General features: G+C 59.6%; 20 protein-coding genes and 1 tRNA gene. 2 read left to right on the forward strand and 19 right to left on the reverse strand.

Annotated features, from left to right (window positions below; all coding sequences use genetic code 11):
- Positions 1–30: 30 nt before the first annotated feature.
- The 7 genes from R3C13_RS00195 to R3C13_RS00225 form a co-directional block, all read right to left on the reverse strand.
- Positions 31–1,182, reverse strand: a complete 1,152-nt coding sequence (locus tag R3C13_RS00195; RefSeq protein WP_371308768.1) for a carbohydrate porin — start codon at positions 1,180–1,182, stop codon at positions 31–33.
- The gene (locus R3C13_RS00200) at positions 1,179–2,177 is read right to left on the reverse strand and encodes an MBL fold metallo-hydrolase (RefSeq protein ID WP_371308769.1); all 999 of its coding nucleotides are present in this window, start codon (positions 2,175–2,177) and stop codon (positions 1,179–1,181) included. The genes R3C13_RS00195 and R3C13_RS00200 overlap by 4 nt, the downstream gene beginning before the upstream one ends.
- Positions 2,161–3,276, reverse strand: coding sequence for an MBL fold metallo-hydrolase (locus R3C13_RS00205; protein ID WP_371308770.1), 1,116 nt, complete (start codon positions 3,274–3,276; stop codon positions 2,161–2,163). Before R3C13_RS00205 ends, R3C13_RS00200 begins: the two co-directional genes overlap by 17 nt.
- A gap of 32 nt (positions 3,277–3,308) precedes the next feature.
- Positions 3,309–6,158 carry a TonB-dependent receptor plug domain-containing protein gene (locus R3C13_RS00210; protein WP_371308771.1) on the reverse strand — a complete coding sequence of 950 codons (2,850 nt, stop codon included), beginning with the start codon at positions 6,156–6,158 and terminating at the stop codon, positions 3,309–3,311.
- A 346-nt stretch (positions 6,159–6,504) separates the two neighbouring features.
- Positions 6,505–7,209, reverse strand: a complete 705-nt coding sequence (locus tag R3C13_RS00215; RefSeq protein WP_371308772.1) for an IS6 family transposase — start codon at positions 7,207–7,209, stop codon at positions 6,505–6,507.
- Between the two features lie 307 nt (positions 7,210–7,516).
- Positions 7,517–8,086, reverse strand: a complete 570-nt coding sequence (locus R3C13_RS00220) for a hypothetical protein (RefSeq protein ID WP_371308773.1) — start codon at positions 8,084–8,086, stop codon at positions 7,517–7,519.
- A 144-nt stretch (positions 8,087–8,230) separates the two neighbouring features.
- A tRNA-Thr gene (locus R3C13_RS00225) sits at positions 8,231–8,306 on the reverse strand.
- A 347-nt stretch (positions 8,307–8,653) separates the two neighbouring features.
- On the opposite strand from R3C13_RS00225, the gene R3C13_RS00230 reads away from it, so the two are divergent.
- Positions 8,654–9,130, forward strand: a complete 477-nt coding sequence (locus R3C13_RS00230; protein WP_371308774.1) for a hypothetical protein — start codon at positions 8,654–8,656, stop codon at positions 9,128–9,130.
- A 274-nt stretch (positions 9,131–9,404) separates the two neighbouring features.
- The gene (gene metG / locus R3C13_RS00235; RefSeq protein WP_371308775.1) at positions 9,405–11,141 is read left to right on the forward strand and encodes a methionine--tRNA ligase; all 1,737 of its coding nucleotides are present in this window, start codon (positions 9,405–9,407) and stop codon (positions 11,139–11,141) included.
- Here metG and R3C13_RS00240 read toward each other — a convergent pair.
- The 12 genes from R3C13_RS00240 to lepB form a co-directional block, all read right to left on the reverse strand.
- A complete protein-coding gene (locus R3C13_RS00240; RefSeq protein ID WP_371308776.1) occupies positions 11,135–11,809 on the reverse strand; it encodes a DUF938 domain-containing protein in 675 nt (224 codons plus the stop codon). The two genes, metG and R3C13_RS00240, sit on opposite strands and share 7 nt — an antisense overlap.
- Positions 11,806–12,819, reverse strand: a complete 1,014-nt coding sequence (locus tag R3C13_RS00245; protein WP_371308777.1) for an aldo/keto reductase — start codon at positions 12,817–12,819, stop codon at positions 11,806–11,808. The genes R3C13_RS00240 and R3C13_RS00245 overlap by 4 nt, the downstream gene beginning before the upstream one ends.
- 5 nt (positions 12,820–12,824) lie before the next feature.
- A complete protein-coding gene (locus R3C13_RS00250) occupies positions 12,825–14,582 on the reverse strand; it encodes a class I adenylate-forming enzyme family protein (protein ID WP_371308778.1) in 1,758 nt (585 codons plus the stop codon).
- 112 nt (positions 14,583–14,694) lie between these two features.
- Positions 14,695–15,276 (reverse strand): hypothetical protein, encoded by a 582-nt coding sequence (locus R3C13_RS00255; RefSeq protein ID WP_371308779.1) that lies wholly within the window; start codon positions 15,274–15,276, stop codon positions 14,695–14,697.
- 24 nt (positions 15,277–15,300) lie between these two features.
- The gene (locus tag R3C13_RS00260; protein WP_371308780.1) at positions 15,301–15,948 is read right to left on the reverse strand and encodes a hypothetical protein; all 648 of its coding nucleotides are present in this window, start codon (positions 15,946–15,948) and stop codon (positions 15,301–15,303) included.
- A 97-nt stretch (positions 15,949–16,045) separates the two neighbouring features.
- Positions 16,046–16,651: a hypothetical protein gene (locus tag R3C13_RS00265; protein WP_371308781.1), complete on the reverse strand. Its 606-nt coding sequence runs from the start codon at positions 16,649–16,651 to the stop codon at positions 16,046–16,048.
- 59 nt (positions 16,652–16,710) lie between these two features.
- Entirely contained in the window at positions 16,711–18,633 is a 1,923-nt protein-coding gene (gene dxs, locus R3C13_RS00270) for a 1-deoxy-D-xylulose-5-phosphate synthase (protein WP_371308782.1), read from the reverse strand.
- A 40-nt stretch (positions 18,634–18,673) separates the two neighbouring features.
- Positions 18,674–19,570, reverse strand: a complete 897-nt coding sequence (locus tag R3C13_RS00275) for a polyprenyl synthetase family protein (protein WP_371308783.1) — start codon at positions 19,568–19,570, stop codon at positions 18,674–18,676.
- Between the two features lie 8 nt (positions 19,571–19,578).
- Positions 19,579–19,824, reverse strand: coding sequence for an exodeoxyribonuclease VII small subunit (locus R3C13_RS00280; protein ID WP_371308784.1), 246 nt, complete (start codon positions 19,822–19,824; stop codon positions 19,579–19,581).
- 85 nt (positions 19,825–19,909) lie between these two features.
- Positions 19,910–20,530 (reverse strand): histidine phosphatase family protein, encoded by a 621-nt coding sequence (locus tag R3C13_RS00285; RefSeq protein ID WP_371308785.1) that lies wholly within the window; start codon positions 20,528–20,530, stop codon positions 19,910–19,912.
- Between the two features lie 73 nt (positions 20,531–20,603).
- Positions 20,604–21,731, reverse strand: coding sequence for a GNAT family N-acetyltransferase (locus R3C13_RS00290; protein ID WP_371308786.1), 1,128 nt, complete (start codon positions 21,729–21,731; stop codon positions 20,604–20,606).
- 78 nt (positions 21,732–21,809) lie between these two features.
- Positions 21,810–22,694, reverse strand: a complete 885-nt coding sequence (lepB, locus tag R3C13_RS00295; RefSeq protein WP_371308787.1) for a signal peptidase I — start codon at positions 22,692–22,694, stop codon at positions 21,810–21,812.
- Positions 22,695–22,716: the final 22 nt, after the last annotated feature.

Genomic DNA, 22,716 nt, shown 5'->3' on the forward strand with positions numbered 1-22,716 from the left:
CATCATAGACCTCAAGTCATTTGTGCCGGACTAGCCGCCAAAGGGAGAAAATTTCGGGCTGACAGTAAATCGAAGTCCGACAGCAAGGGCATCATCAATACTTCGATCTGCCGATGGATTTGAGATGAACTGAAGATTCGGCTGAAGTTCGAGCCAGTCGGTTAATGCGTACGCATAGGTGAGTTCAATAACCGTTTCCCCTGCGGCGCTGCTAATGTTTGCACCCCTGTAGCGGTCGGATACACCCGCATAAGCAACGGCAATCCCAAGGCTGCCAGATTCTGCCGTCTCAAGCGTCAGCCCTCCTGAAACCAAGGCGTTGTACGGATTAACGTCTCCCGTTGCGAGACCAAGGCGTGCGAAACCGCGGACATCGCCAAAATCCTGCTCTGACAAAAGACGTTCACCGCGCAAATAGATGCCACTACTTGGCGCAGTGCCCCGGCCATCAAACCTATCAAACTCTTCGCTATACCCCCATGCACCCAATAGGACCCGCGACCTGTCAGTATCCAGAGCGAACTCTCCAACAAGGAGAGTACCTTCATCTCCATCAAAATCGATGACGGTGGAAGCAGGGTCATCAGGATCACCAGGAACCCCCTCCAGGACTGCAACACGAAATGTCAGATTCTCAGACACATTGAAATCGAGACGCGCAGCGAAACCTGTGATCGGAAAGATTGACGGACCATTCTCCCCGGTCTGGGCTATGTCCATTCCAATTCCATGTGCGCTTCCGATGAAGAGTGCAGATGACTCGAGAACATCAAACTCAGAGTTCAAATCGTAAAGCCCAACCTTGAGCGTAGAAGAAGGCGAAACTGGTGCCTCGATCCAGGCCTCGTAAAGGCGCAGCGCTTCTACGCCGGCTTCAATGTTGCTCACCACGAGGCTATCGCCAGTCAGCTCGGACAAGGAACTTCCATTATTGTAGAGGATGCTTGCATGGCTCGTTGCACCGCGCCACCCCGTCAGTCGCTCAAGATCTGCGGTTACCGATAGCCCAAGATTGTCCAGATACCGCTCGCCGTCTGCCAGCCCCCCTTTGTTGGACCAGACTGCGCCCGTATAGGCAGCCTCTATCTCAAAAGCATTCGAGGTCGCGGCCTCCTCATCTGCGAACGCAGTCGGAACGGCAGCGGCTAAAGTTGTCAGAACAAGAAGGTTTGCAGTTCTCACGGTGTTTCTTGCTCCGCTTCGAGTGCCACCAGTTCGGCATGAATTGGCGCAACATATCTTGGGTCCATCCAGAAATGCCCTGCCAGACGGAACCCGAGTTCATGGCCTTCCAGCGCGTCACGCAAACCGTCGACCGGCACGCCGCGGCGCACGGCAGCTCGTCCGCGATCGACCAGCAGGGAGAGCCGCTCACGGTAAAGCACCACTTCATCCCGCGTCATGATGTATTCGCCGTGGCCCGGCACCAGAATTTCGAATTCCAGCGACAAAATATCATCAACCCTTTCGAGCGCTCCGATCAGGCTTCCGCGGCCATCGATGGCATCCACTGCAAAAGTACCTGAACCGAAGACCAGGTCCCCGGCAGCGATCACGCCGGCGTCAGGAAAATGTACTGCAATATCCCCGTTGGTATGTGCAGGTCCCCAGTAATAGGCTCTGACAGGATGACCGGCGACATCGAGCTCATAAACGGCATCAAAGACCACATCAGCTTTCGATGGGTTCATCGGGGCAATCTTGGCGATGTAGCGCTCAAGCGTTTCTGAGGTATTTGTCTGCGCAATCACTGTTGCCCCGTCGGCCTGAGCAAAAGCGTTTCCGCCCGAATGATCCGCATGATGATGGGTCATGAAGACCCAATCGAAGCGGTCGCCGCCGGTTGCCTGCTGCCCAAGTGACTTCAACTCCTGCCAGGCAGCCGGATACATCAGCTTTGTATCAACCAGGACCAATGAATCTCCTGCGTCGAAAATGAGACTGTTACCACCTCGGCCTGTCACCAGATGGAAGTGAGGCGCAATTTCTGCGATCCGCATAGGAATCTCAGCAGGCGTGCCAATAGCAAACGGTCGATCGAGACCGGACTGGCCTTGATTTGCCACCTTGGTTTCCGGCGCATCATGGCTACATCCGGCGACACCGAGAAAAACGATCAGACTTGCAGTGGTAATTCGTATGCGGCCCAATAGGGGTTCGTTATTCCGGCTCAACATACTGCCCCGTTTCGATGCGCACCGCTTGAGCCTTGGCGCAGCTCTCGAGAACATCAAAAACCGCTAGCGCCGCTTCTCCCATTACAAAGGGGTGTGGATCTCCCTCCCCCCGATTGATCAGGTCTCGCATAGACTTGTCGGAGCCGTCTCTGGCTGGATGGTTTGACAAGAATATGTCAACCCCCTGCTCCTTAGACAGCTCGCGAAGCCGGCTGGCCGATGCCGCATAGTCACGTAACTGCCGCGGGTCGGGTCCGAAATTCAAGCCCGTCCCGCCCCAGAGAATAGCGCGGTGGGGTTCCCCATTATCGAACACTGTCATAATCGGCGAGATCGTCCCGGGCGTGTGAGCAGATGTGACGTAGAGATTGATTGTCGTGTTGCCGAGAATGATCTGCTCGCCATCTTCTACTGTGAGGCCGTCCTCCGGAGCAGGCCCAAATCTGGGATGGATGCCCAGTCTGCTGGAGAGTTCCCAATCCGGCGCGCTCATTTCAACCGGTAATCCGAGCGCTTGTACCAGGTAGCGGTGGCCGCCATAATGGTCGCCGTGACCATGGGAAATGATGAAGCGCTTGATGTCTGCCGGATCGAGGCCGAGCGATTTCATACCGCCTATGATGTCTTGCTCGGCTGCCTCATTCGAAGTGAGAGCGTCGAACAGAACGAAACCATCTTCAGGTGTTCCAACAAGCCAGGCAGATACACCTGCATTGCCCACGAAATACAGATTGTCGAACACCTGCATCGGAGGCAGTGTCTCTCTTTCTCCCCTTGAGCGCCGTTCGCCTTCGCTCTCTGTTCTTTCACCATTGGATCGCTGTTCAGTCGCGGACCTAGGGACGTTGACATTCTGAAAGACCATTTCGAGATCGCACAGGCTGGCGAGACCGGGGAACGCTTCTGCTGCCTTCACTCCCTTCGCCGCGATAACTGACGGGCTCTCGAGATCGTCTTCCACATTCGCGTTATAGCTTTGGCCACTCAATGAACCCGCCGGCGACTGAGCAGGTGTACAGGCAGCCAACGCCAGAGCCATTAGAGCGGCCTTCACCGTGAAGGAGGATCCCACTGGTTCAAGACTAATTTTGAGTATCATAGTACACCTCTGGCGTTGGCATTCATCCGGGATCAGAACGTTGCTCTGAAACCAACACGGAACGTCCGCCCAACCTGGTCGAAAGCACTTTGATTTGAAGAACTGTAAAAAAGGTTTGTGGACTCAGGAGAGAACACGGGCTCTTTGTTCAATACATTCTGCACATTCAAGTACATGTTCATGTTATTGCCAATGTCATAACCGATTTGACCGTCCAAATACACCGATGACGGAACATCATTATACTCCGCATCTCCCGGACCGAATGTCGGCTCCAGCTGGCTTTCTCCTCGATACCGGCCTTGAAGGAAAAAATTCCACTCTTCCAAATCATAGTTCATGGAAACGAGAGCGCGCCACTCTGGGGTTGGCACTTCACCGATACGATTTACAACCGCACCCGATATTGCGTCAGTCTCGACTTGCTCATCCATTCGGCTAAGGAGCGTTCGCAACCGAAGACTACCAGGTCCGACATCCACGACGTACCGCACGTCGACATCCAACCCTTTTAGCGTCAGTTGATCCAGATTGAAGTTGGAGTTTAAAAGCTCAATAATGGTTCCGGTGTCGTTACGAATAATTTTATCGCACGCTTCGGTAAATCCGTCCGCACACTGATCTATAAGCAACTGTCCGCTCAACGTGGAAATGGCGTCCTCAATCTGAATATCGAACCAATCAAGGCTAACATTAAGGCTCGGGGCCCACGAAGGAGTGTACACAAATCCGATGACGACAGAATCAGCAATTTCCGGACGCAGGTCCGGGTTGCCAGACTGCGTCGTCAAAATTTGGTATGCGGGAGGATTGACCGGGTCCGTGACAGTATCGAAAAACAGCGTCCGAGAAGTGCCAGACTGTCCACGTGTAAACAATTCTCCCAGTCCGCCTGCTCGAATATCGCGAGAGACTGATCCCCGCAAACGAAGGTCAGAGAATGGTCGGTAGTTTATCCCCACCTTCCACGTATCAACCGCGTCCGTGAATTCATAGTCAGTATGGCGCCCCGCGACGTTTACTTCCAAAAGCTCAGCACCCACCTCATCTTTGATAAGCGGCATATTCAACTCAGCAAAGATTTCGCTGACGGTGCGCTCACCACTCCATGCTTTTAGGTTATTCGTCGAGTAAAGGCTCTGCTCGCTCTTTTCGTCGACTGTTACTTCGACTTTCTCTGAGCGAGTACTGGCGCCAACCGCAAAGTCCCAAGGTCCGGCACCAATGCCGTCAATCAACGGGCCGCTGAACAAGACCGTCGCGACCGTCGACTCAACGTCAGTATCCGCCGCCGACGTGTCGGTGAAAAAGTCGATCATCTCCTGAGTATACGACCCAATGCCAAAAGGATTGATCGCAACACAACCATTGGACGTATCTGCACAAACAGCTTGGCCGTTGACCAATCTTGAATCGATTCCCTGAGCGTAATAACTGGGGATCACGTTGTTTAGGATCCGGGCTTTCTCGGCATTATCTCCATACTGACCAGAGACAACGAGATAATAGTCACCCGCCTCATATTCGAAGCCAAGCTCTAGCCTCTTGTTTTGGCCCTCGGCCTGGAGCTCCATATCGAACTCTGAATCGTAACGTCCGAGGCGAAATGTGTCTCGGCTAGTCATCTGAGATGCAATAACAGAAGGCAAGAACGCATTGCTTGCACTTATCGTCGCGCCGTCGCGGCCCGCGTGGAACGGAATAAGCGTATTGCTGGACTCATAGGCCGAATAACCACCGTTTACGAACAGAGTCATGTTCTCGGTAGGCTTAAACTCCAACCCTGAGTAAACAGTGGCGCGCGATAGCGGACGCGAAATGGGGGCATACAGACCCAGATTGACACCATCGCCGCCATTCTGGAAAGCGCCGTTTGAAAAAGTTCCGGTATCAAACACCGATGTCGTGCCATCTGGATTAAACTGCAGGCCAACTAGTGACTGGGTAAATGCGGAAGCCCCACGACCTGACGACGTAATGAGGCCGCCCAGGCTGCCGTCTGCAATACGCGCTTGTCCAATGACAATCCTATCAGGGTTCGCGGCGGTACCATCCCCATTTGGATTACTAACCTGAAACCGGCCTTGTGTGCGGTGATCACGGGCATCGCCGTCGATTCCATCAGCATCGTAGTATTCACCACTGATGATAAAATTGACATTTTCCCCAAGCGCTTTGCCATACGTTCCGGAGATACGTTGTTCTAACCCGTCACCCTCTTCGGTAATACCGACACTTCCGGAAACCTTCGCGCCTTCATAATCCGTATCAAGTATGAAGTTGATGACGCCAGCCACAGCGTCAGAACCATAAGCCGCAGAAGCCCCACCAGTGACAACCTCAACACGCTCAACCAAACCTTGTGGGATCATGTTGGTATCTACTTGTCCGCCAGGCGTCGAGCCCGGGAAGCGGCGCCCGTTGACAAGGGTCAGAGTTCGGTCGTTGCCTAACCCTCGCAAGTTCAAAAAGTTTTGCCCTGCCGAACGCAACGTACCAGATGAAGCAGTTGGCCCACTATCTGCCACAAGAGCAGGTAGATTATTGAGCGCAGCAGCAAGCGTCGAAGGCGAGCTTTTGGCCAGTTCTTCCGCATCAACAACAGTAACCGGTGACGGCAATTCAAACGTCGACCTCGGGATAAGGCTTCCAGTTACCTTCACCCTTTCCAGCACGACCTCATCGTCAGCGACTGCGTCCGTTACACCTTCTTCACTTCGGACCTGATCGACCGCTTCAGTCGATGAGGTCTCGCTCGTCCCCTGAGCTGCCGCGACACCACCGGACAGCACACAAGCCATGGCAAGCATTGACACAGCTGACAGGTTTCCTGATCTCGACATAATTTTATTCCTCCCTTGGATCGCCTTGGACCGCTGCATTGGCGCCCCATCTCGAAGTCATATTCCTTGACCCAACAACGCTATGGGACACGCGTGATGCCTGTGAAGGCTCAGGTTTTTATTCAATGAACTGATATAATATCAAAGCCACTGCTGACCCGGAGCATCACTGAACCCAAGCTGATAGCTCCGGTCAGCAGCCTTCGAACCACAGATACCGTTTTCTGAGGGATGCTCTGAAGCAAACCGCTTCTTCGCCTTTTCCTTCAGCGGCACGCCAAGTTCTAAGCAGGTCGTTCAGGAGCGCCGACGAGTATTGGCTTCCCCAGAAGGGTGCTGTCAGACTAACTCGAACCAGTCTCCGTAATTCGCGGACGAGCAGGTGCTATGCAACGAGAAGCTCACGCCATTCACGAAGCGCGGCGTCTCGTTTCTGTTTGAACCGGATTCTGGTGTTGATGTGCCTTTCGAAGTTGAAGTGATTGTACACTGACGAGTGAACTGAAACGAACTTCTGGAGACTTCGCATGCGACGGAAGCGGGACATCGCCCGCTCTTGTCGGCGAAACGGCAGGTGTGAGTTTTCGGCGCGATTGTTCAGGTGCCGGCCGGTCTCCTGACGCCTCTCGCTCCCGATCACTTTCATGGCCGCCCGATATGATGGACATTTGTCCGTCACAACAACATGTGGATTTCCGTACCGCTTCATGGCTTTCTTCAGTAATTTCAATGCGGAAGCCTTGTCCCGAGTCTTTGTTACATACGACTCGAGCACCTCTCCCTCATGATCAACCGCGCGCCAAAGGTAGTGAGTCTGACCACGGATCTTCACAAACACCTCGTCCAAGTGCCATCGCCATTGCGGACTCTGCCGCATAGCTTCCGAACGCCGCCTCCGGATCTTGTGTGCAAAATAAGTACCGAACCGATCGACCCAGTGGCGGACCGTTTCGTGGCAAATATCGATACCGCGCTCGTGAAGCAGGTCTTCGACGTTCCGCAAAGACAGCGGGAAGCGGACATACATCATGACCGCGAGCTGGATGATTTCAGGTGACGTCTTGAAGTAGCGAAATGGCGATTTGGTCATTTTCCGAAGCTAAGCTTCCGAATTCACCTCCTCAACCCCGGTTCCGCTGACAATGCCAGCTGTTGGACGTTCAGACCCGCAATAGCTCCATGACTTTCATCTTTCAGAAAATCCGCGGGTCGAAAAGGCTACGCCTTAAGGCAAATATTGACGCATTGGCCGCTCTGGATGTCAAACAAAGCGACTTTCGAGATGCGCCTTCGTTTCTATTTGCAAAGGGGTCTGAAGGGCAAGCGGAGTGCATCGCTGAATTTGTCTCAGTTCGTCGCCAAGAAGTTCTAAGAGTGCCTTTGCAAAGATTTTAGCCTCACTGGGGGCGAATGGATTTTATCGCCCGACTAATTCGGCCAGCAATACCTGCGCCACCCTTATCCTTCGCATCTATGACCGTGTATGTGGTGGTCACGTCCGGTTTTTTGCCAGTTATCTCTTCGTACAGAACGCCAATGAAAGTGGCGCCAGCACCAAACACTACCCAGAGCGGAACACCGATTGCGGTTCCAAGCGCAGCAATACCCGCTCCTTTGGTACCAAATATTGCCAACGCAACGGTGCTCGCACCCAGACCGAGCTTCGCTGCCAGACTCCGATCCCTCCAAAAACTCCGGATCGAATTTAGAATATCTTTTGAGGATGATAGCCGAATTTTCGACACGTCGAATTTGTCGAGTTTCAGTTCTTTGGCAATGATTTTCAGGACCGGGATTACAACCTTGCTACCAGCAGTAAGCTTCAGCGCTTCCTTCGCTTTCGTCAGCACCTCCAAATCTGAACGCTGAAGAGCCAGGAGTTGTTCAGACCAAACCCTTAGTGCTTCTTTCTGATTGGAATCTGCGTTTCTGAGCACGCGAATTGCGAGAGAACGATAATCACTCAATGGACCTTCTGACACCACCGCCTCCCATCTATTTCATGAAGTTAAGAGTGTGTATCGGACGTGTAAACTGGCCCAAGCGCTTCCCTGGTGCTTCCGAGCACAAAGGAGGCTGGATCAACAGCGACCCTAAGTCCTTGTTTCCTATGGTGCCGGCTGCAGGACTCGAACCCGCGACCCTCTGATTACAAATCAGACGCTCTACCAGCTGAGCTAAGCCGGCTCCCAGAGCCCCGTCACTACTGGCAAGCCTCAGAGGATGCAAGCGGCCAGACCACCCGGCGCGCGCATCGCTGCGGCGGCGCCCCTTTCCGGCCCCATTTACCCTGCCCTGCCGGACCGATCGCACACGTCACAGGCGAATATCGGCCACAACGCATTGAATTCATTTCGTCACGCGCCGCGAAACCAGATTCCATTCAATTTCCCCGAGCCTGCCTCATTCATCTTACGAGGCGCACATTTCAGCCCCAAAGCGGCACTATCCCTTCCCCTGACCTGAAGAGCCGGACCTCAACCGGCCAATTGGAACCTTGGGTGCCCAAGAGAAAGACGAGAAGGAGTATGACCATGAAAACCGCATTGTTTGCCGCGATCGGTCTTGGCCTGGCTGCCGCCGCCGGACTGCCTGCAGTTTCGGATACGCCTCCGCCCCCGCCGACAGAGCCGGTCTATGTCGCGCGCAAGCCTTCCTGCGACGACCTGAAGCTGTCGGTCTATTTTTCAGCGCATGAATCCATGCTTTCCTCATACTCCATCCGCGCACTGAACGCGGCGAGCGACAATCTCTCCGGATGTGCCGTTACGCGGATCGATGTGTCTGTCGTTTCGGAAGAGACCGGGTCTGACGCAGAACTGGCCGTCCTGTCAGAAGCCCGCGCCGCTTCCGTGCTGGAAGCGCTTGCCTCGAACGGCATCTCCGCCCCGCGGGTCCAGACCTCTTACGAGCCGGTCACGATTGCCGCCAGCGCCAAATCCGGGCTGGTCGATCCGATGGCCCGGCGCGCGGACGTCAAATTGAAAGTGAAGCCGGTTTACGGCCTCTGATCTTCCGATTGCCTCCCTATCGGCCCTGGCTCTGTCACCGCGAGTCACGGGCCGGCAACTCCCCGGACCGGCCCCGCCAGTCCGGGGTTTTTCTTTCAGCAGCGGCAAAGGCCGGGCCGGGCGGGGCGGGACTGCAATATCCCCGCCGTTCCTCGATCAAATACGACAGCTGATTCTTTCTTTTCCGGCATAGCGCGCTAAAAGACGGGCTCTTCATCGGGCCGCCCGCCCGAATCACGGTCCGAATCCGCCCAACGGGAAAGAAAACACACCCATGACGCAACCCCGGCGCATCCTCGTCACTTCTGCCCTGCCGTACATCAACGGCATCAAGCATCTCGGCAACCTTGCCGGCTCGATGCTGCCGGCCGATGTCTATTCGCGGGTCATGCGACTTCTGGGTCATGAGGTGACCTATATCTGCGCCACGGACGAGCATGGCACTCCGGCTGAACTCGCCGCGCAGGCTGCGGGCATGAGCGTGCAGGCCTATTGCGACGAGCAATACGAGATCCAGCGCAAGGCCGGCGAAGGCTTTAGCCTTTCGTTCGACTGGTTCGGGCGCACCTCACGGCCGGAAAACCACGCCCTGACACAACATCTGGCACAGGGCCTCGAAAAGCAGGGCCTGATCGAGGAACGCACCTCCAAGCAGGTCTACTCCGTCGACGATGGCCGCTTCCTGCCTGACCGCTATGTCGAAGGCACGTGCCCGCATTGCGGCTTCGAGAAGGCTCGCGGCGACCAGTGCGACAACTGTGGGACACTGCTGGACCCGGTGGAACTGATCAATCCGTACTCGGCCGTTTCCGGCAGCCGGAACATCGAGATCCGCGACACCAATCACCTCTACCTCCTCCAGACCCAGATGCAGGACGACATCCGCGCCTGGGTGAAAAAGAAGGGCGCGAACTGGCCCCAGCTCGCCGTTTCCATTGCCAACAAATGGCTCGACGAGGGCCTCATTGCCCGTTCGATCACCCGCGACCTCAGCTGGGGGGTCAAGGTGACCGACGCCGACGGCAATCCCCGCCCCGGCTTCGAAAACAAGGTCTTCTATGTCTGGTTCGATGCGCCGATCGGATACATTTCCGCGACGCAGGAATGGGCAAAGGCCAACGGCAATGACTGGGAGTCGCTCTGGAAAACCGACAAGGGCGCCGACGACGTCGAATACGTCCAGTTCATGGGCAAGGACAATGTCGCCTTCCACACGGTCAGCTTCCCCGTCACACTGCTCGGCTGCGGCGAGCCGTGGAAGACGGTCGACAAGCTCAAGGCCTTCAACTGGGTCACCTGGTATGGCGGCAAGTTCTCCACGTCCAACAAGCGCGGCGTGTTCATGGACCAGGCGCTGGACCTTCTGCCTGCAGATTACTGGCGCTGGTACCTGATTGCCAACGCGCCGGAAGGCTCCGATGCGGCCTTCACCTGGGAAGGCTTCCAGGCAGCGGTGAATTCAGACCTCGCCAATGTGCTCGGCAATTTCGTGAACCGCATCACGAAATACTGCGCCTCGAAATTCGACGGCAAGGTGCCGGAAACGGGAGCGCCGGGCGAGGCGGAAGCGTGGATGGCCAATGAACTCGCCGAGCGCCTGCCGCGTCTCGTGGAATTCTATGAGGCCATGGAGTTCCGCAAGGCGGCTGCCGAAACCCGCGCGATCTGGGCAGCTGGGAATGAATATCTCACTAAGGCCGAGCCCTGGGTGAAGTACAAGACGGACGTCGACGCCGCCGCTGTCGGCGTGCGTGCGGGGATCAACCTCGCTGCCATTTTCGGCATCATTGCACAGCCGATCATTCCGGAAGCAGCGTCAAAGATCCTCGACGCCCTCGGTATTCCGGAGGCGAACCGCAAGATGCCAGGTGGATCGACGGGCGAGGATTTTGCCGCCCTTCTGGATGCCATTCCGCGCGGCCATGCGATCGCGCCGCCGGACGTCTTGTTCCAGAAAATCGAGGATGCGCAGATTGCGGAATGGACCGAGCGTTTCGGTGGTGGTCAGTAATCCTGACGCCTGAAGATCACGCTGAGATTGTTCGCGGGCATCGCGACGACGTTCGCGAGAGCAAGCCCCGCAGCCTCTGCGAGCGGCACAATCTCGCGGTCCAGATCCCGCACGCCCCAGTCCGGATGGCGTGACTTCAGATTCTCGCTGAACGCCGCATTCGACGGAGCGATCTCGCCATTGCGCGCATACGGCCCGTAGAGGAACAGGTGCCCGCCGGGACGCAGCAAGCGCCCGGCACCGCGCAACAGGCCCGTCGTCGCGTTAAAAGGCGAAATATGGGTCATGTTGATGCAGACGAGCAGATCCCAGGCGCCGGGCTCCGTCCACGCCCATTCATCCGTAGACACATCAATTGTCAGGGGCCCCATCAGGCGGCCATGCCCGGCTGCAGCTTTCCAGGCAGCCTGGCTCACGCGGCCCTCGGCATCAATGTCGGAATAGGTCCAGACCAGTCCTTCAAAGGCGTCCGTCAGGAACGCGCCATGCTCGCCGGTACCGGAGGCGATCTCCAGCGCTCGCCCGTCCACCAATCCCTCAGCCGCAAAGACATCTCGGATCGGTTCCCGGTTCCGCGCAGTCGAGGGAGCATAACGCCGCCCGTCAGTACTCTTGCCTCTATCTTCGAGCGCGACCGGACGGGACGGCTTTTCAGCACCTTCACTCATGCACGGCCCTCGAAATCGTACATCTCGGTTGAAACAACCGCCTGCCCCATCGGCGTGTAGCGCGGCCCCACCGCCTTTTCCGGAAGGAAGTGCCGGTCCAGCCGGGCAACCATTTCCGCAGGGAGGGTAATGGCCCCAGCCGCATGGTTGTCTTCAAGGTGGGAAAGATTGGTCGTACCCGGAATCGGGATCACATTCTTGCCCTTCGCCAGCGTCCAGGCGAGCGCCAGCTGGGCCACGCTGCATCCGGCTTCCTGTGCGCACGCCCGCGCCTCATCCAGCAAGGGCAGGTTGCGCGCATAGTTTTCCGGCAGGAAGCGCGGGAACATGGACCGGCGCAGGTCCGCATCATGGAAGCTTGCCGGGTCGACCGGCGGATCGGCCAGGAAGCCGCGCCCGACGGGAGAGAATGCAACCAGCGCCACGCCCAGCTCCTCACACGCCGCCTTCACGGCAATCTCCGGATTCCGTACCCAGAGGGAATACTCCGACTGCATCGCTGCGATCGGATGGACAGCATGGGCCCGGCGCAGGTGTGCCTCCCCCATTTCCGACAGGCCGATCATGCGGATCTTGCCTTCGGCAACGAGTTCCGCGAGCGCGCCGACGGAGTCTTCGATGGGCACATTCGCATCGGGCCGGTGCATGTAATAAAGATCGATCGTATCGGTCTGCAGCCGTTTCAGGCTCGCCTCGCAGGCCGCCCGGATCGCTTCCGGCCGGGCATCCAGCGTGCGCTGGCCATCCCTGAAGCCCAGCACGCATTTGCTGGCCAGCAGAAACTCTCCGCGACGATGCCTCAGCGCCTCACCGATCAGCTCTTCGCTGCGGCCAAACCCATAGATCGTCGCCGTGTCGAGAAAATCGCACCCAAGGTCCACCGCGCGGACGAGCAGCGCCTTCGCCGCGGTCTCATCCAGGGGCGGCCCGTAGGCATGCGTTATGTTCATGCAGCCGAGGCCGACCGGGTAGACGTCCCTGTCCCCGATCTTCCGTTTCATCACTGACATCGCACTTATCCCCTCGGCGTGAAGCGGCTCCTGAGTTCCGGCTTCAGGATCTTGCCATTGGCGTTGCGCGGCAAGGGGTCTGCCTGGAACTGGATTTCGACCGGCACCTTGAAGGCGGCCAGCTGGTCGGCAACATGCGCGCGAAGTTCCGCCTCCGTTGCAGTCATGCCTGGCTTCAGCTGAACCACGGCGCCGACTTCTTCGCCGAGCACCTTGTGCGGAATGCCGACAACCGCGGCATCCATCACGGCCGGGTGGTCATAAAGCGCGCTCTCGACTTCGATACAGTAGACGTTCTCGCCGCCACGGATCAGCATGTCCTTCGCCCGGTCGACCAGGTATAGGAAACCTTCCTCGTCGAGGCGGGCAAGGTCACCGGTCACGACCCAGCCATTGCGGAAGGTCTCGGCGGTGGCGTCCGGACGATTCCAGTAGAGGCGGCAGTTCGACGGGCTCTTGCACCAGAGCTCGCCCACCTCGCCGACGGGCAACGCATTGCCTTCGGGATCACAGATCTTCAGTTCGACTGCGGCGGGCGGCGCCCCGGCACTCGATGGCCGGTTCACATAGTCCTCACCGATGTTCAGCGTAACGGTCGCGCAGGTTTCCGTCATGCCCCAGCCATTGCCGGGCGCGGCCGCCGGAAAGCGCTTTTTGATCGTCGACACGAGTTCGGGTGCCGACGGCGCACCACCATACGAAATCACTTCGATGGAAGAGAGATCGTATTTATCACGGTCGGGATGCTCCAGCAGCTGCCAGGCGATCGCCGGCACGCCGCCGATCGAGGTGATCTTTTCCCGCTCGATGATCGGCAGGGCCTCGCCCGGATCCCACTTGTACATGGACACGATCTTGTCGCCGCGCAGGGCCGTGGGCACGAGGACGGCAAATGCGCCGGTCGCGTGGAAGAAAGGGATCGACATAAGCGTCGCGCGCTGCACCGCTGGGTCAGGCTCCGGCACCGGCTCGCCCTTGCGCAGGAACATGCGGGCCGAACAGGTCAGCGAATTGAACATGTTGGCGACGATCGCCCGGTGGGTCGCCAGCGCGCCTTTCGGCTTTCCGGTCGTGCCGGAGGTATACATGATGGTGGCGTCGTCATCGGGCCCGACCGCAACATCAGGCATGCCAATGGCAGGCAGGTCCGCCCAGCTGTTGGCCTTGCCGATTGCCGATTCCATCGCGGTCACACGGGGATCGTTATGCTCTTCGGATGTTTCCGGATCGCGCGCGATGATGACATGCTCAAGATCAGGCAGGGTTTCGAACTGGCTGCGGATGCGCTCGTAAATCTGCGGGTCAACCACGGCAGCTTTCACGTCGGCGAAGGAGAGGCCGTAGTGCAGCTCTTCCCCTGTCCACCAGGAATTCATCGGCGTCGCAATCGCGCCGAGGCTGAGCGCCGCATAGAACGCCACCGGCCATTGCGGATAGTTCCGCATAATGATCGCAACGCGGTCGCCCTTGGTGATGCCGTAGCTATCGCGCAGGGCAGCGGCGAAGTGCTCCACGGCGCGCAGCATGGCCGTATAGGTCACGCGCTCGTCCTGGTAGATGATGTAGTCCCGGTCTGCAAAACCTGCTGCGGCCAGTTGCAGGATCGCGTGAACGGTCGGCGGTGCGTTTTTGTAGAGCTTCTGCGGAATGCCCAGCACGACCCCGTCCTCCACCTCGACCGGGGAGCCCGGCCCGCCAAGCAGGGCATTCGCCTGGGCAATCGACATTGCGGGCCAGTTCGGGGGCAATAGGTCTGACGTCATGGGTTTCCTCTGAAGTTTCTCTGCCGGTACACAATCATGCATGTGCACGGGTTTGAAGCGGAAACCACCCCCGCATCACGCGAATTTGCGGCAGACCGCAATTGACGTCGCGTCACCGCGCGACAATCACTTTTTCGAGTCCTGTCTCCGGATCGAACCTGCGTGGGCGGGCATGGATGATCCATGAAAACAGGAGCGGCAGGCTGAACAGGATGATGCCCGCCTTTACGATCACCGACAGGCCGACATTGCCGGGAACGAGCGGCAGGGTAACGACGATCAGGCCAAGAAGACCGAACACCGCCATCAGGAATGCGAGCATCAGGAAATAGTAGGCTGGCTTCTCACCAGCGCGGAAAACAGCTGCCGGACTTGCCCGGTCGACGCCGGCGACCACTTCGCGCACCAAGGCAAAGAATGGCTCGGAGCGGTCCTCGAAATCCCCGAAGCCTTTGAAATGCATGTTGGACAGGACCACCTGCGAACGCGTGCCGGTGAGTTCCATCAAGTATCGCTGGGTCTGCAGCCGGCCCGGCGCGAAGGCGAGGCGCACTTTGCGCACCTTGTCATAAGGAACGGTGCCGCGCAGCGTCCCGTCCGGCGCATAGTATTCGAGGCGGTCAGGCAGAGCCCGCCACAGCGTTTCGCCCTTTTCCTGGATCGACGCGCGGCGGCGGTACTCGATGGCCTGCATAAATCCCCCATGAGGCCGGGAGACTTACTTTCCGAGGTCGCAGAAACGCAACTGATGGAACGTGCCGTCCGGCTCGGTCACATCATAAGCGCGGCCGGTGAGTTCGTCACCCTCGCAGAGATAACCGATCTGATACATCGCCAGCAGCGTGTCGTTCTCCGGCGTCAGGTCGGCCGCCTGCATCAGGTCCATGGCCTCGTCGTGCTGGCCAAGGTCCATCAGGATGTTGAACTTCTGGGCGCGCGTCGTCTCCGGCTGGGCCAGAAGGGCGTTCAGCGATGTCGCCTTGCCGCGCGCCGTGTCGAGCATCGGCACGGCGGCCGTGTACCATTCGGTGTCACTGTAATCGTCGACGACTTCTTCAAAGTCCTCGACAGCGCCCATCGTGTCGAACCCGGTTTCCGACAGGCGCAGTTCTCCCCGGCGGAACAGGACTTCCGCAATCTGCTCACGGCTGAGCGACGGATCACCGGTCAGCTGGGTCAGCCGGTCGATCGCGGTCTGAGTATTGCCGGCGTCGACCAGGGTTTCGACCGATTGCATTGCAAGGTCGAATGGCGAAATCGCGGCCGCGCTGGCGGCAGCTGCCGGGGCAGCATCTTCCACAGGCGCAGAGGCACAGGCCACCAGGACAAGTGCGGAAGCAGCGGCGGCAAAGCTCAGTCGAATCATGGGCAGGACTCCATCAGGACAGGTTGTCAGTGATCGCAGTGATAGCTGCTCAAGACGCGCAACGGCAGGGCCGGAATAAGGATTTTATGTGACCTTGTCAGTCTGCCGCAGGCGGCGCGCACCAGGTCATGTCTTCCAGCCAGGGGCGCGGGTCTCCCAGAGTCTGGACCGGGCCGCCCTCACCTGCCTCGCCGCAAAGGAATCCCGCATCCTGGAGCTTTCGCGTCTGCGTCTGGTTCGGATTGAGGCCGGACGCACGGAACCGGTTTGCCGGCACGTCCCGCTCGCCAAGCGCCCAGCTGGCGTCGAACCATTGCGACAGTGTCAGCAGGTACTGGATGCGGACTTCCAGCGCATCGGCATCCTGCTTCGCCTGGCCGAGCTCAATCCTTGCCTGCTCCGCCTTCGGATGGTCCGGTGCGAGGGCCAGCATGTCCTCGAAGTCGGCAACCGCTCCGCGGCGGTTGTCGCCATCGAGCCGGCGCAGGCTGCCGCGTTCATACAGGGCTTCGGCCCGGTCTGCCGTTGCCAGCGATGTATCGGCGACCAGTTCCGACAGGACGGCGTCCATAGCGTAAGGATTGCTTTCGGCTTTCGCCGCGGCGAGCCGCTCCGCAAAGGGCGGTCCGGGCGGAGGCGCGGAGGCGCAGGCGACAGCGAGCGCAAGTGCGAACACCGCAAGACTGGTTCGGATAACTGGCATGGATGGACCTAAGCGGGCTTTGCCGCGCGCAGCAAATTGCATTTCAGTTAGGCACCCGGTCAGGCCCTGGTGGTCCGCTCGATCTCGGCGATGTCGCCGCGGCCGAGTGCTTCGATCGCACGGGCCGCGATGTGGCGCGCATTGAGGCCGGCGGCCTCATACATGGCATAGGGCGTGTCCTGGTCCTGGAAGACATCCGGCAGGGTCATCGGACGGATCTTCAGTCCACGGTCGAGCGCGCCGGAGCGGGCAAGGTATTCCAGTGCGAAACTGCCGAAGCCGCCCATCGCACCTTCTTCTACCGTGATCAGCACTTCATGATCGCGCGCGAGGCGGGCGACGAGGTCTTCATCCAGAGGCTTGGCAAAGCGCGCATCGGCAACAGTCGCCGAAAGGCCCTGCGCAGCGAGCATGTCAGCCGCCTTCATCGCTTCCTGAAGGCGCGTGCCGTAGGACAGGATGGCAACCGCCGTGCCTTCGCGGATGATGCGTCCCTTGCCAATCTCCAGCGGGTTCAGCACATCCGGAATTTCCACGCCGACGCCTTCGCCACGGGGATAGCGGAAGGCGCTCGGCCGGTCGTCGATCTCGAGCGAGGTCAGCACCATGCGGGCAAGCTCGGCTTCGTCGCCGGCGGCCATGCACACCATGCCCGGCAGCGCACCGAGATACCCGACATCGAAGCTGCCCGCGTGGGTTGCGCCGTCCGCACCGACAAGGCCAGCCCGGTCGATCGCAAAGCGCACCGGCAGTTTCTGGATGGCAACGTCGTGGACGACGCTGTCATAGCCCCGCTGCAGGAAGGTCGAGTAGATCGCGCAAAACGGCTTCATGCCATCTGCGGCAAGGCCGGCAGCGAACGTAACGGCATGCTGTTCCGCGATACCGACGTCGAAATGACGGTCGGGGAATTTCGCAGCGAAGATGTCTGTAGACGTACCGGAGGGCATGGCGGCCGTGATGGCGCAGATCTTGTCGTCCGTCTCGGCGAGCTTTGCCAGCGTCTGTCCAAACACTTTCTGGTATGCCGGCGCGGACGGTTTCGGCTTGGCCTGCTCGCCTGTGATGACCGAGAATTTCGAGACACCGTGATATTTGTCCGCCGAGTTCTCGGCCGGGGCATAGCCCTTACCCTTCTGCGTGACGGCGTGGATCAGGATGGGCCCTTCCCGCATCGCCTTCACATTCTCAAGGATCGGGATGAGCACGTCGAGATCATGGCCATCGACCGGGCCGATGTAATAAAAGCCGAGTTCCTCGAACAGCGTGCCGCCCATGGCGAAGCCGCGCAGGTATTCTTCCGCGCGCCGGGCCGGGCTTTCGAGCCCGATCGGGGCGACGACCTTTTTCGCGATCCGGCGCAGGCCGCGATACGGCCGGGAGGACACGAGCTGCGAGAGGTGGTTGCTCATCGCGCCGACCGGCGGGGCGATGGACATGTCATTGTCGTTGAGGATCACGATAAGGCGCGACTTGTCGGCGCCCGCATTGTTCATCGCCTCATAGGCCATGCCGGCCGACATCGACCCGTCGCCGATCACCGCAATGACATGGCTGTTTTCATGCTGGAGGTCGCGCGCCTTGGCGAAGCCGTGGGCGGCGGAGATTGAGGTGGAGGCGTGGGCGGCGCCGAAGGGGTCGTATTCGCTTTCCGACCGCTTGGTGAATCCGGAAAGCCCTCCCCCCTGGCGCAGGGTGCGCATGCGGTCGCGGCGGCCGGTGAGAATCTTGTGCGGATAGCACTGGTGGCCGACATCCCAGACCAGCTTGTCCTTCGGCGTATCGAACACGGCATGGATGGCGACGGTCAGCTCGACCACGCCGAGGCCGGAGCCGAGATGCCCGCCGGTCACCGAGACGACGTCGATGACTTCATTGCGCACTTCATCCGCAATCTGCTTCAGCTCCGCCCGCGACCGGCCTTTCAGGTCGGCCGGCGAGTCGATCGCGTCGAGCAGGCGGTTGGGAATGGCGTCGGTCATCTATTCTGGCGGACCCTCTGAAACGACAGATTCTTACTGTCTAATGCGTTCGATCCAGAACAAAATCGACCGATTGCAGCAGTATATTGGCTTTTTCGCGAAAAATTGCGAGGTGTTCCTTGGCTTGTGCGGCCAGCAACCGCACCCTCTGGCGGGCCCCGTCAACGCCCAGAACGGTGACGAAATTCGCCTTTCCGGCGTCCGCATCCTTTTGCAGGGGCTTGCCGACGCGATCCTCTTCGCCGGTCGCATCCAGCAGGTCGTCGGCAATCTGGTAGGCAAGCCCCAGGTCGTTGGAGAAACCGGCCAGCGCATGGCGCTCGGCCTCGCGCGCACGCCCAATGATCGCTGCAGCTTCAGTCGCATAGGAAATCAGCGCGCCGGTCTTCAGCCGCTGCATGCGCGTGATCGTGTTGAGGTCGCGCGGGCTGTCGCTTTCCAGCATGTCGATCATCTGGCCGCCGACCATGCCGCGGGCACCCGAGGCATCCGCCAGCCGCTCGATCAGCATGACCCGGACACCGGCATCGGTATGGGTTTCGTCCGAGGCGAGAATCTTGAAGGCAAGGGTCAGCAGCGCATCGCCGGCCAAAACGGCCGTCGCCTCGTCGAATGCCTTGTGCACGGTCGGCTGGCCGCGGCGGAAATCATCGTCGTCCATGCAGGGCAGATCGTCATGCACCAGCGAATAACAGTGCACGCATTCCAGCGCGGCCGCAGCCCTCAGCAGCGACTTCTCCGGCGCTTCGAACATGGCGCCGGTTTCCAGCAGGAAGAAGGGCCGCATCCGCTTGCCATTGGCGAGTGCCGCATGGCGCATGGCGCGCATCAGGTTGGCTTCCGGGCCGGAGGCCGGGGGGATCAGCTGGTCGAGCGCCACCGTTACCTTGTCGGCAACTACTTTCAGGCGCAGGTCGAAGTCGATCACCTCCCCCATGCTGGTGCCTAGTCGAAGCTTGCAGGTTCGGTCGTGACGCCGCCGGCGCCCTGTACGATCTGTTCAACCTTCAGCTCGGCCGATTTCAGCCGCGACTCGCAATGTGCCTTCAGCTTTGCGCCACGCTCATAGATCGCGATGGATTTCTCGAGTTCGACCTCGCCGGCTTCAAGCTGGCGGACGATGCCTTCGAGTTCGGCCAGCGCCTCTTCGAAGCTCATCTTGTCGACGGGTTTTTCCTTCGGGTCTGCCATGTCGCCTCTCAGTGGAGCATTCGGGCGACACTAAAGCGCTGCCTGCCCCATCACAAGTTTTTCCGGTTCGATTTCCGGGCCGGATTCACCGGTATTCGTAGATCCGGTAACTCCAGTAGGAATCGCCGCCATCATGGACGCATTTCCAGCCGAGCTTTTTCAGCTCCGGCCTCAGCATGCGATTGAACCAGCCATGTGCGGCCAGGTAGACCTTCGCGTCGACGGACGCCTCGTGCAGTTTCTGCGCGGCCTCCATCGCCCGCAGCCGGGCCTGGACGACGCTTTCCCCGTCGAGCGCATGGCCGTTCATCCAGGCGGCACGCGCCAGGATGTTCCACGTCTTGGGCAGGTAGCGCACGCCCGGAATGGTCGGCGGCGGCAGTGGCGCTTCATTGAAAACATCATCATATGCGGCCTGCATGTGCGGCGCGGCACGGGCGGCGGTTTCCTGCGCGCGGATGCGGCCGGACGCCATGACGATGTCGGCATCGCGCACGGTATCCATCAGGGCCTGAGGCGCGACCTCATCGTCGCGCAGGGGGCTCAGCTCGTAGCGGGCCCACCAGTCCTTGTACTGGCGCCAGTCGAGCCGTGGCCCAGCCGTCCGGTCAAGCTGGGGCTTGCCATGGCGGGAAATCACGATCGGCCCGCGCCGGGATGCTGTCGAAGTCGTATCTGCCATCGCCGTGGAGTTCGTCGGTCTCATGCAACTGCAGGCTCTGCAGCCCCGGTTCAGCCATTGGCACTAACGGGGTTGGCTTGGACGGGCAAGGCGAGATTCAGTTGCCGAACCGGCGCAATGCATCGAGGACGCCGCCAATACGTCCTGCCAGTCTGGTTTCGCTGAGCAGGATCTGGTCGAACCGGCGGCGCGACCTCGCCATGACCTCGCCGATCCCGCCCGGCATGGTTCCTTCCAGATGCCGCCAGCCCGTGCCCGCCAGGGCCATGGCCGGGGCCCGAGGGCCGGTTCGCAGCACGCCCCGGTCCAGCGGCAGGCTCAGATTGCTGAAATAGTGCTTATAGTGACCGGAGCCGGGCCCGCAATCATATCGCACCAGGCCACGCGAGGGCATCGCCCGCAGGACGTCCTGCAACAGCAGCAGCCCCGGCGAAGCACCTGAAAATTCAACATCATAAGCCGTCAGCCAGCCATGCAGCACCGTGTCTGACGCCATATTGAACTCGGCTGCGATCACCCGACCGCCTGCCCGCAGCGTCGACAGGTGGCAGCGGAACCTGTCATGCTCCAGCCCCCTCAGGCGCCGGATATATTTTGACGCCCAATCGGAGCCGAGCACATTATGCAGACCCGTGGCGCGATATTGCTGCTGCTTGCGCCCGATCAGCCAGTCGAATGCCGCCGGGTCAGGATCGTCGAAGCGGAATTCGATCTCACCCGTGGCCTTCTCCAGCTTGGCGCGCTTCGATGCCATGCGCTTTACGTGTTTTGGAAAGAGGCGTTTCTGTTCGGTCTCGAAGGCCTCGATGCCGGCCGAAAGGTCGGTCACCCAGGCGCCGGTCCGCTCGAGCCCCTCGCGCACCGGATGGCAGGCATCGGGAAACAGCGCGTGGGCGGTCATGCCGCCTATCCCGGCATGCTTCAGCAATTCCATCTGGCAGATCTTTTCGTCCGGCGACCGGACCGCGCCATGCCAGTCGGAGAAAGGCCCGCTTATCGGCTGGGCCCAGCCGCCCGGCCGCCTGTGCAGGGACCAGAAGGCGCGGATTTCGCCAGCGCGCTCTGCGAGGATGATGCAGGTGTCGTCGCGCACGCGCGCGAGCTCCCGCGCAAGGACAGGCGCAAACATCGGGTCGTTGCGCGCCTTGTCCCTGCGCCAGAGCCTGTCGAGCTGGTCCCATTCCGAAGGCCCCAGTTGGTCAGGTTTCCAGCATCCCACATCCATTGGGCAACAGTATCTGAATATGGCTGAGCAATCGCAAACGGATCAGCCTGAAACGCGAGTTTCTCGTAAGGATTCTCTTCAGAGTCCTTTCCAGACCCGTTTGCGGCACTCGGCGCCGTCCAGCAGCTTGCACTTGTGGAAGGTCATGAGGACTGTGTCGGCCCGGCCCATCAGGTGATCCATCGGAACGAAGCCGATGGAGGCATCCTTCGGATCCACCGACAACGGGCAGCCCGCCTCCGAGACGACGCCGTCGACCGGCGGGCAATGGCCGGACAGGAAGCGGCTGTCGAGGGAGTTGTCGCGATTGTCGCCCATCATGAAGAGGTGGCCGGCGGGCACCACGAACAGGACCGTATCGTCGCCGCGATCACCCTGCTCCTGCCGGTAGGTGTCCCAGCTCTTGCCGTCCTCAAGCGCCGTTTCGCGCCATTCATGGGCGGTGACGATCCAGTTGGTGCGGTGCGGAACATAGCGCACCGTGCGCTCATACTCCGCTTCGATCGGCTTGCCGTTGAGGATGAACTGGCCCCCGATCATCTGGATCTGGTCACCGGGCAGGCCGACAACCCGCTTGATCATGACCTTGCCGGCATGGGGGTGCTCGAACACGACAATGTCGCCCCGGCTCGGCGCGCGGGCAAAGATGCGCCCCTTGGGCAGCGGGATGTAGCGGCCCATGCTGAAGGGGAGCGAATAACGGTCATAGCCATAGGCGAACTTCGCCACGGCGACGCGGTCGCCCACCTGCAGCGTGGGCACCATGCTTTCGGACGGGATCACGCGCTGTTCATAGACGAGGCCCGAGAACAGCAGGAACAACGGGACGAACACGGCCAGCGTGGCGCCCCATTCCTTCAGTTCCTGCTTGACCTTGTCGCCGAAAGTCTGCGGCGCATCCTCTGTCGTGTGCGCGGCCGTTTCGCCATCACCTGCCATCGAGGCCTCGCTCTTTCGATCCAACAGGGGCCTTTCTTAGACGAAA

The sequence above is a fragment of the Hyphomonas sp. genome (genome assembly GCF_041398385.1).
Classification (GTDB): Bacteria; Pseudomonadota; Alphaproteobacteria; order Caulobacterales; family Hyphomonadaceae; genus Hyphomonas.

What these genes read in the sequence shown, in the direction of transcription:
- R3C13_RS00200 (WP_371308769.1), bottom strand. Translation starts at nt 2,177, where the DNA reads ATGTTGAGCCGGAATAACGAACCCCTATTGGGCCGCATACGAATTACC.
- R3C13_RS00280 (WP_371308784.1), bottom strand. Translation starts at nt 19,824, where the DNA reads ATGGCAGACCCGAAGGAAAAACCCGTCGACAAGATGAGCTTCGAAGAG.
- R3C13_RS00260 (WP_371308780.1), bottom strand. Translation starts at nt 15,948, where the DNA reads ATGATTCGACTGAGCTTTGCCGCCGCTGCTTCCGCACTTGTCCTGGTG.
- R3C13_RS00290 (WP_371308786.1), bottom strand. Translation starts at nt 21,731, where the DNA reads ATGGATGTGGGATGCTGGAAACCTGACCAACTGGGGCCTTCGGAATGG.
- R3C13_RS00245 (WP_371308777.1), bottom strand. Translation starts at nt 12,819, where the DNA reads ATGTCAGTGATGAAACGGAAGATCGGGGACAGGGACGTCTACCCGGTC.
- R3C13_RS00250 (WP_371308778.1), bottom strand. Translation starts at nt 14,582, where the DNA reads ATGACGTCAGACCTATTGCCCCCGAACTGGCCCGCAATGTCGATTGCC.
- R3C13_RS00230 (WP_371308774.1), top strand. Translation starts at nt 8,654, where the DNA reads ATGAAAACCGCATTGTTTGCCGCGATCGGTCTTGGCCTGGCTGCCGCC.
- R3C13_RS00255 (WP_371308779.1), bottom strand. Translation starts at nt 15,276, where the DNA reads ATGCAGGCCATCGAGTACCGCCGCCGCGCGTCGATCCAGGAAAAGGGC.
- metG (WP_371308775.1), top strand. Translation starts at nt 9,405, where the DNA reads ATGACGCAACCCCGGCGCATCCTCGTCACTTCTGCCCTGCCGTACATC.
- R3C13_RS00240 (WP_371308776.1), bottom strand. Translation starts at nt 11,809, where the DNA reads ATGAGTGAAGGTGCTGAAAAGCCGTCCCGTCCGGTCGCGCTCGAAGAT.
- R3C13_RS00265 (WP_371308781.1), bottom strand. Translation starts at nt 16,651, where the DNA reads ATGCCAGTTATCCGAACCAGTCTTGCGGTGTTCGCACTTGCGCTCGCT.
- R3C13_RS00215 (WP_371308772.1), bottom strand. Translation starts at nt 7,209, where the DNA reads ATGACCAAATCGCCATTTCGCTACTTCAAGACGTCACCTGAAATCATC.
- R3C13_RS00210 (WP_371308771.1), bottom strand. Translation starts at nt 6,158, where the DNA reads ATGCAGCGGTCCAAGGCGATCCAAGGGAGGAATAAAATTATGTCGAGA.
- R3C13_RS00285 (WP_371308785.1), bottom strand. Translation starts at nt 20,530, where the DNA reads ATGAGACCGACGAACTCCACGGCGATGGCAGATACGACTTCGACAGCA.
- R3C13_RS00205 (WP_371308770.1), bottom strand. Translation starts at nt 3,276, where the DNA reads ATGATACTCAAAATTAGTCTTGAACCAGTGGGATCCTCCTTCACGGTG.
- R3C13_RS00275 (WP_371308783.1), bottom strand. Translation starts at nt 19,570, where the DNA reads ATGGGGGAGGTGATCGACTTCGACCTGCGCCTGAAAGTAGTTGCCGAC.
- dxs (WP_371308782.1), bottom strand. Translation starts at nt 18,633, where the DNA reads ATGACCGACGCCATTCCCAACCGCCTGCTCGACGCGATCGACTCGCCG.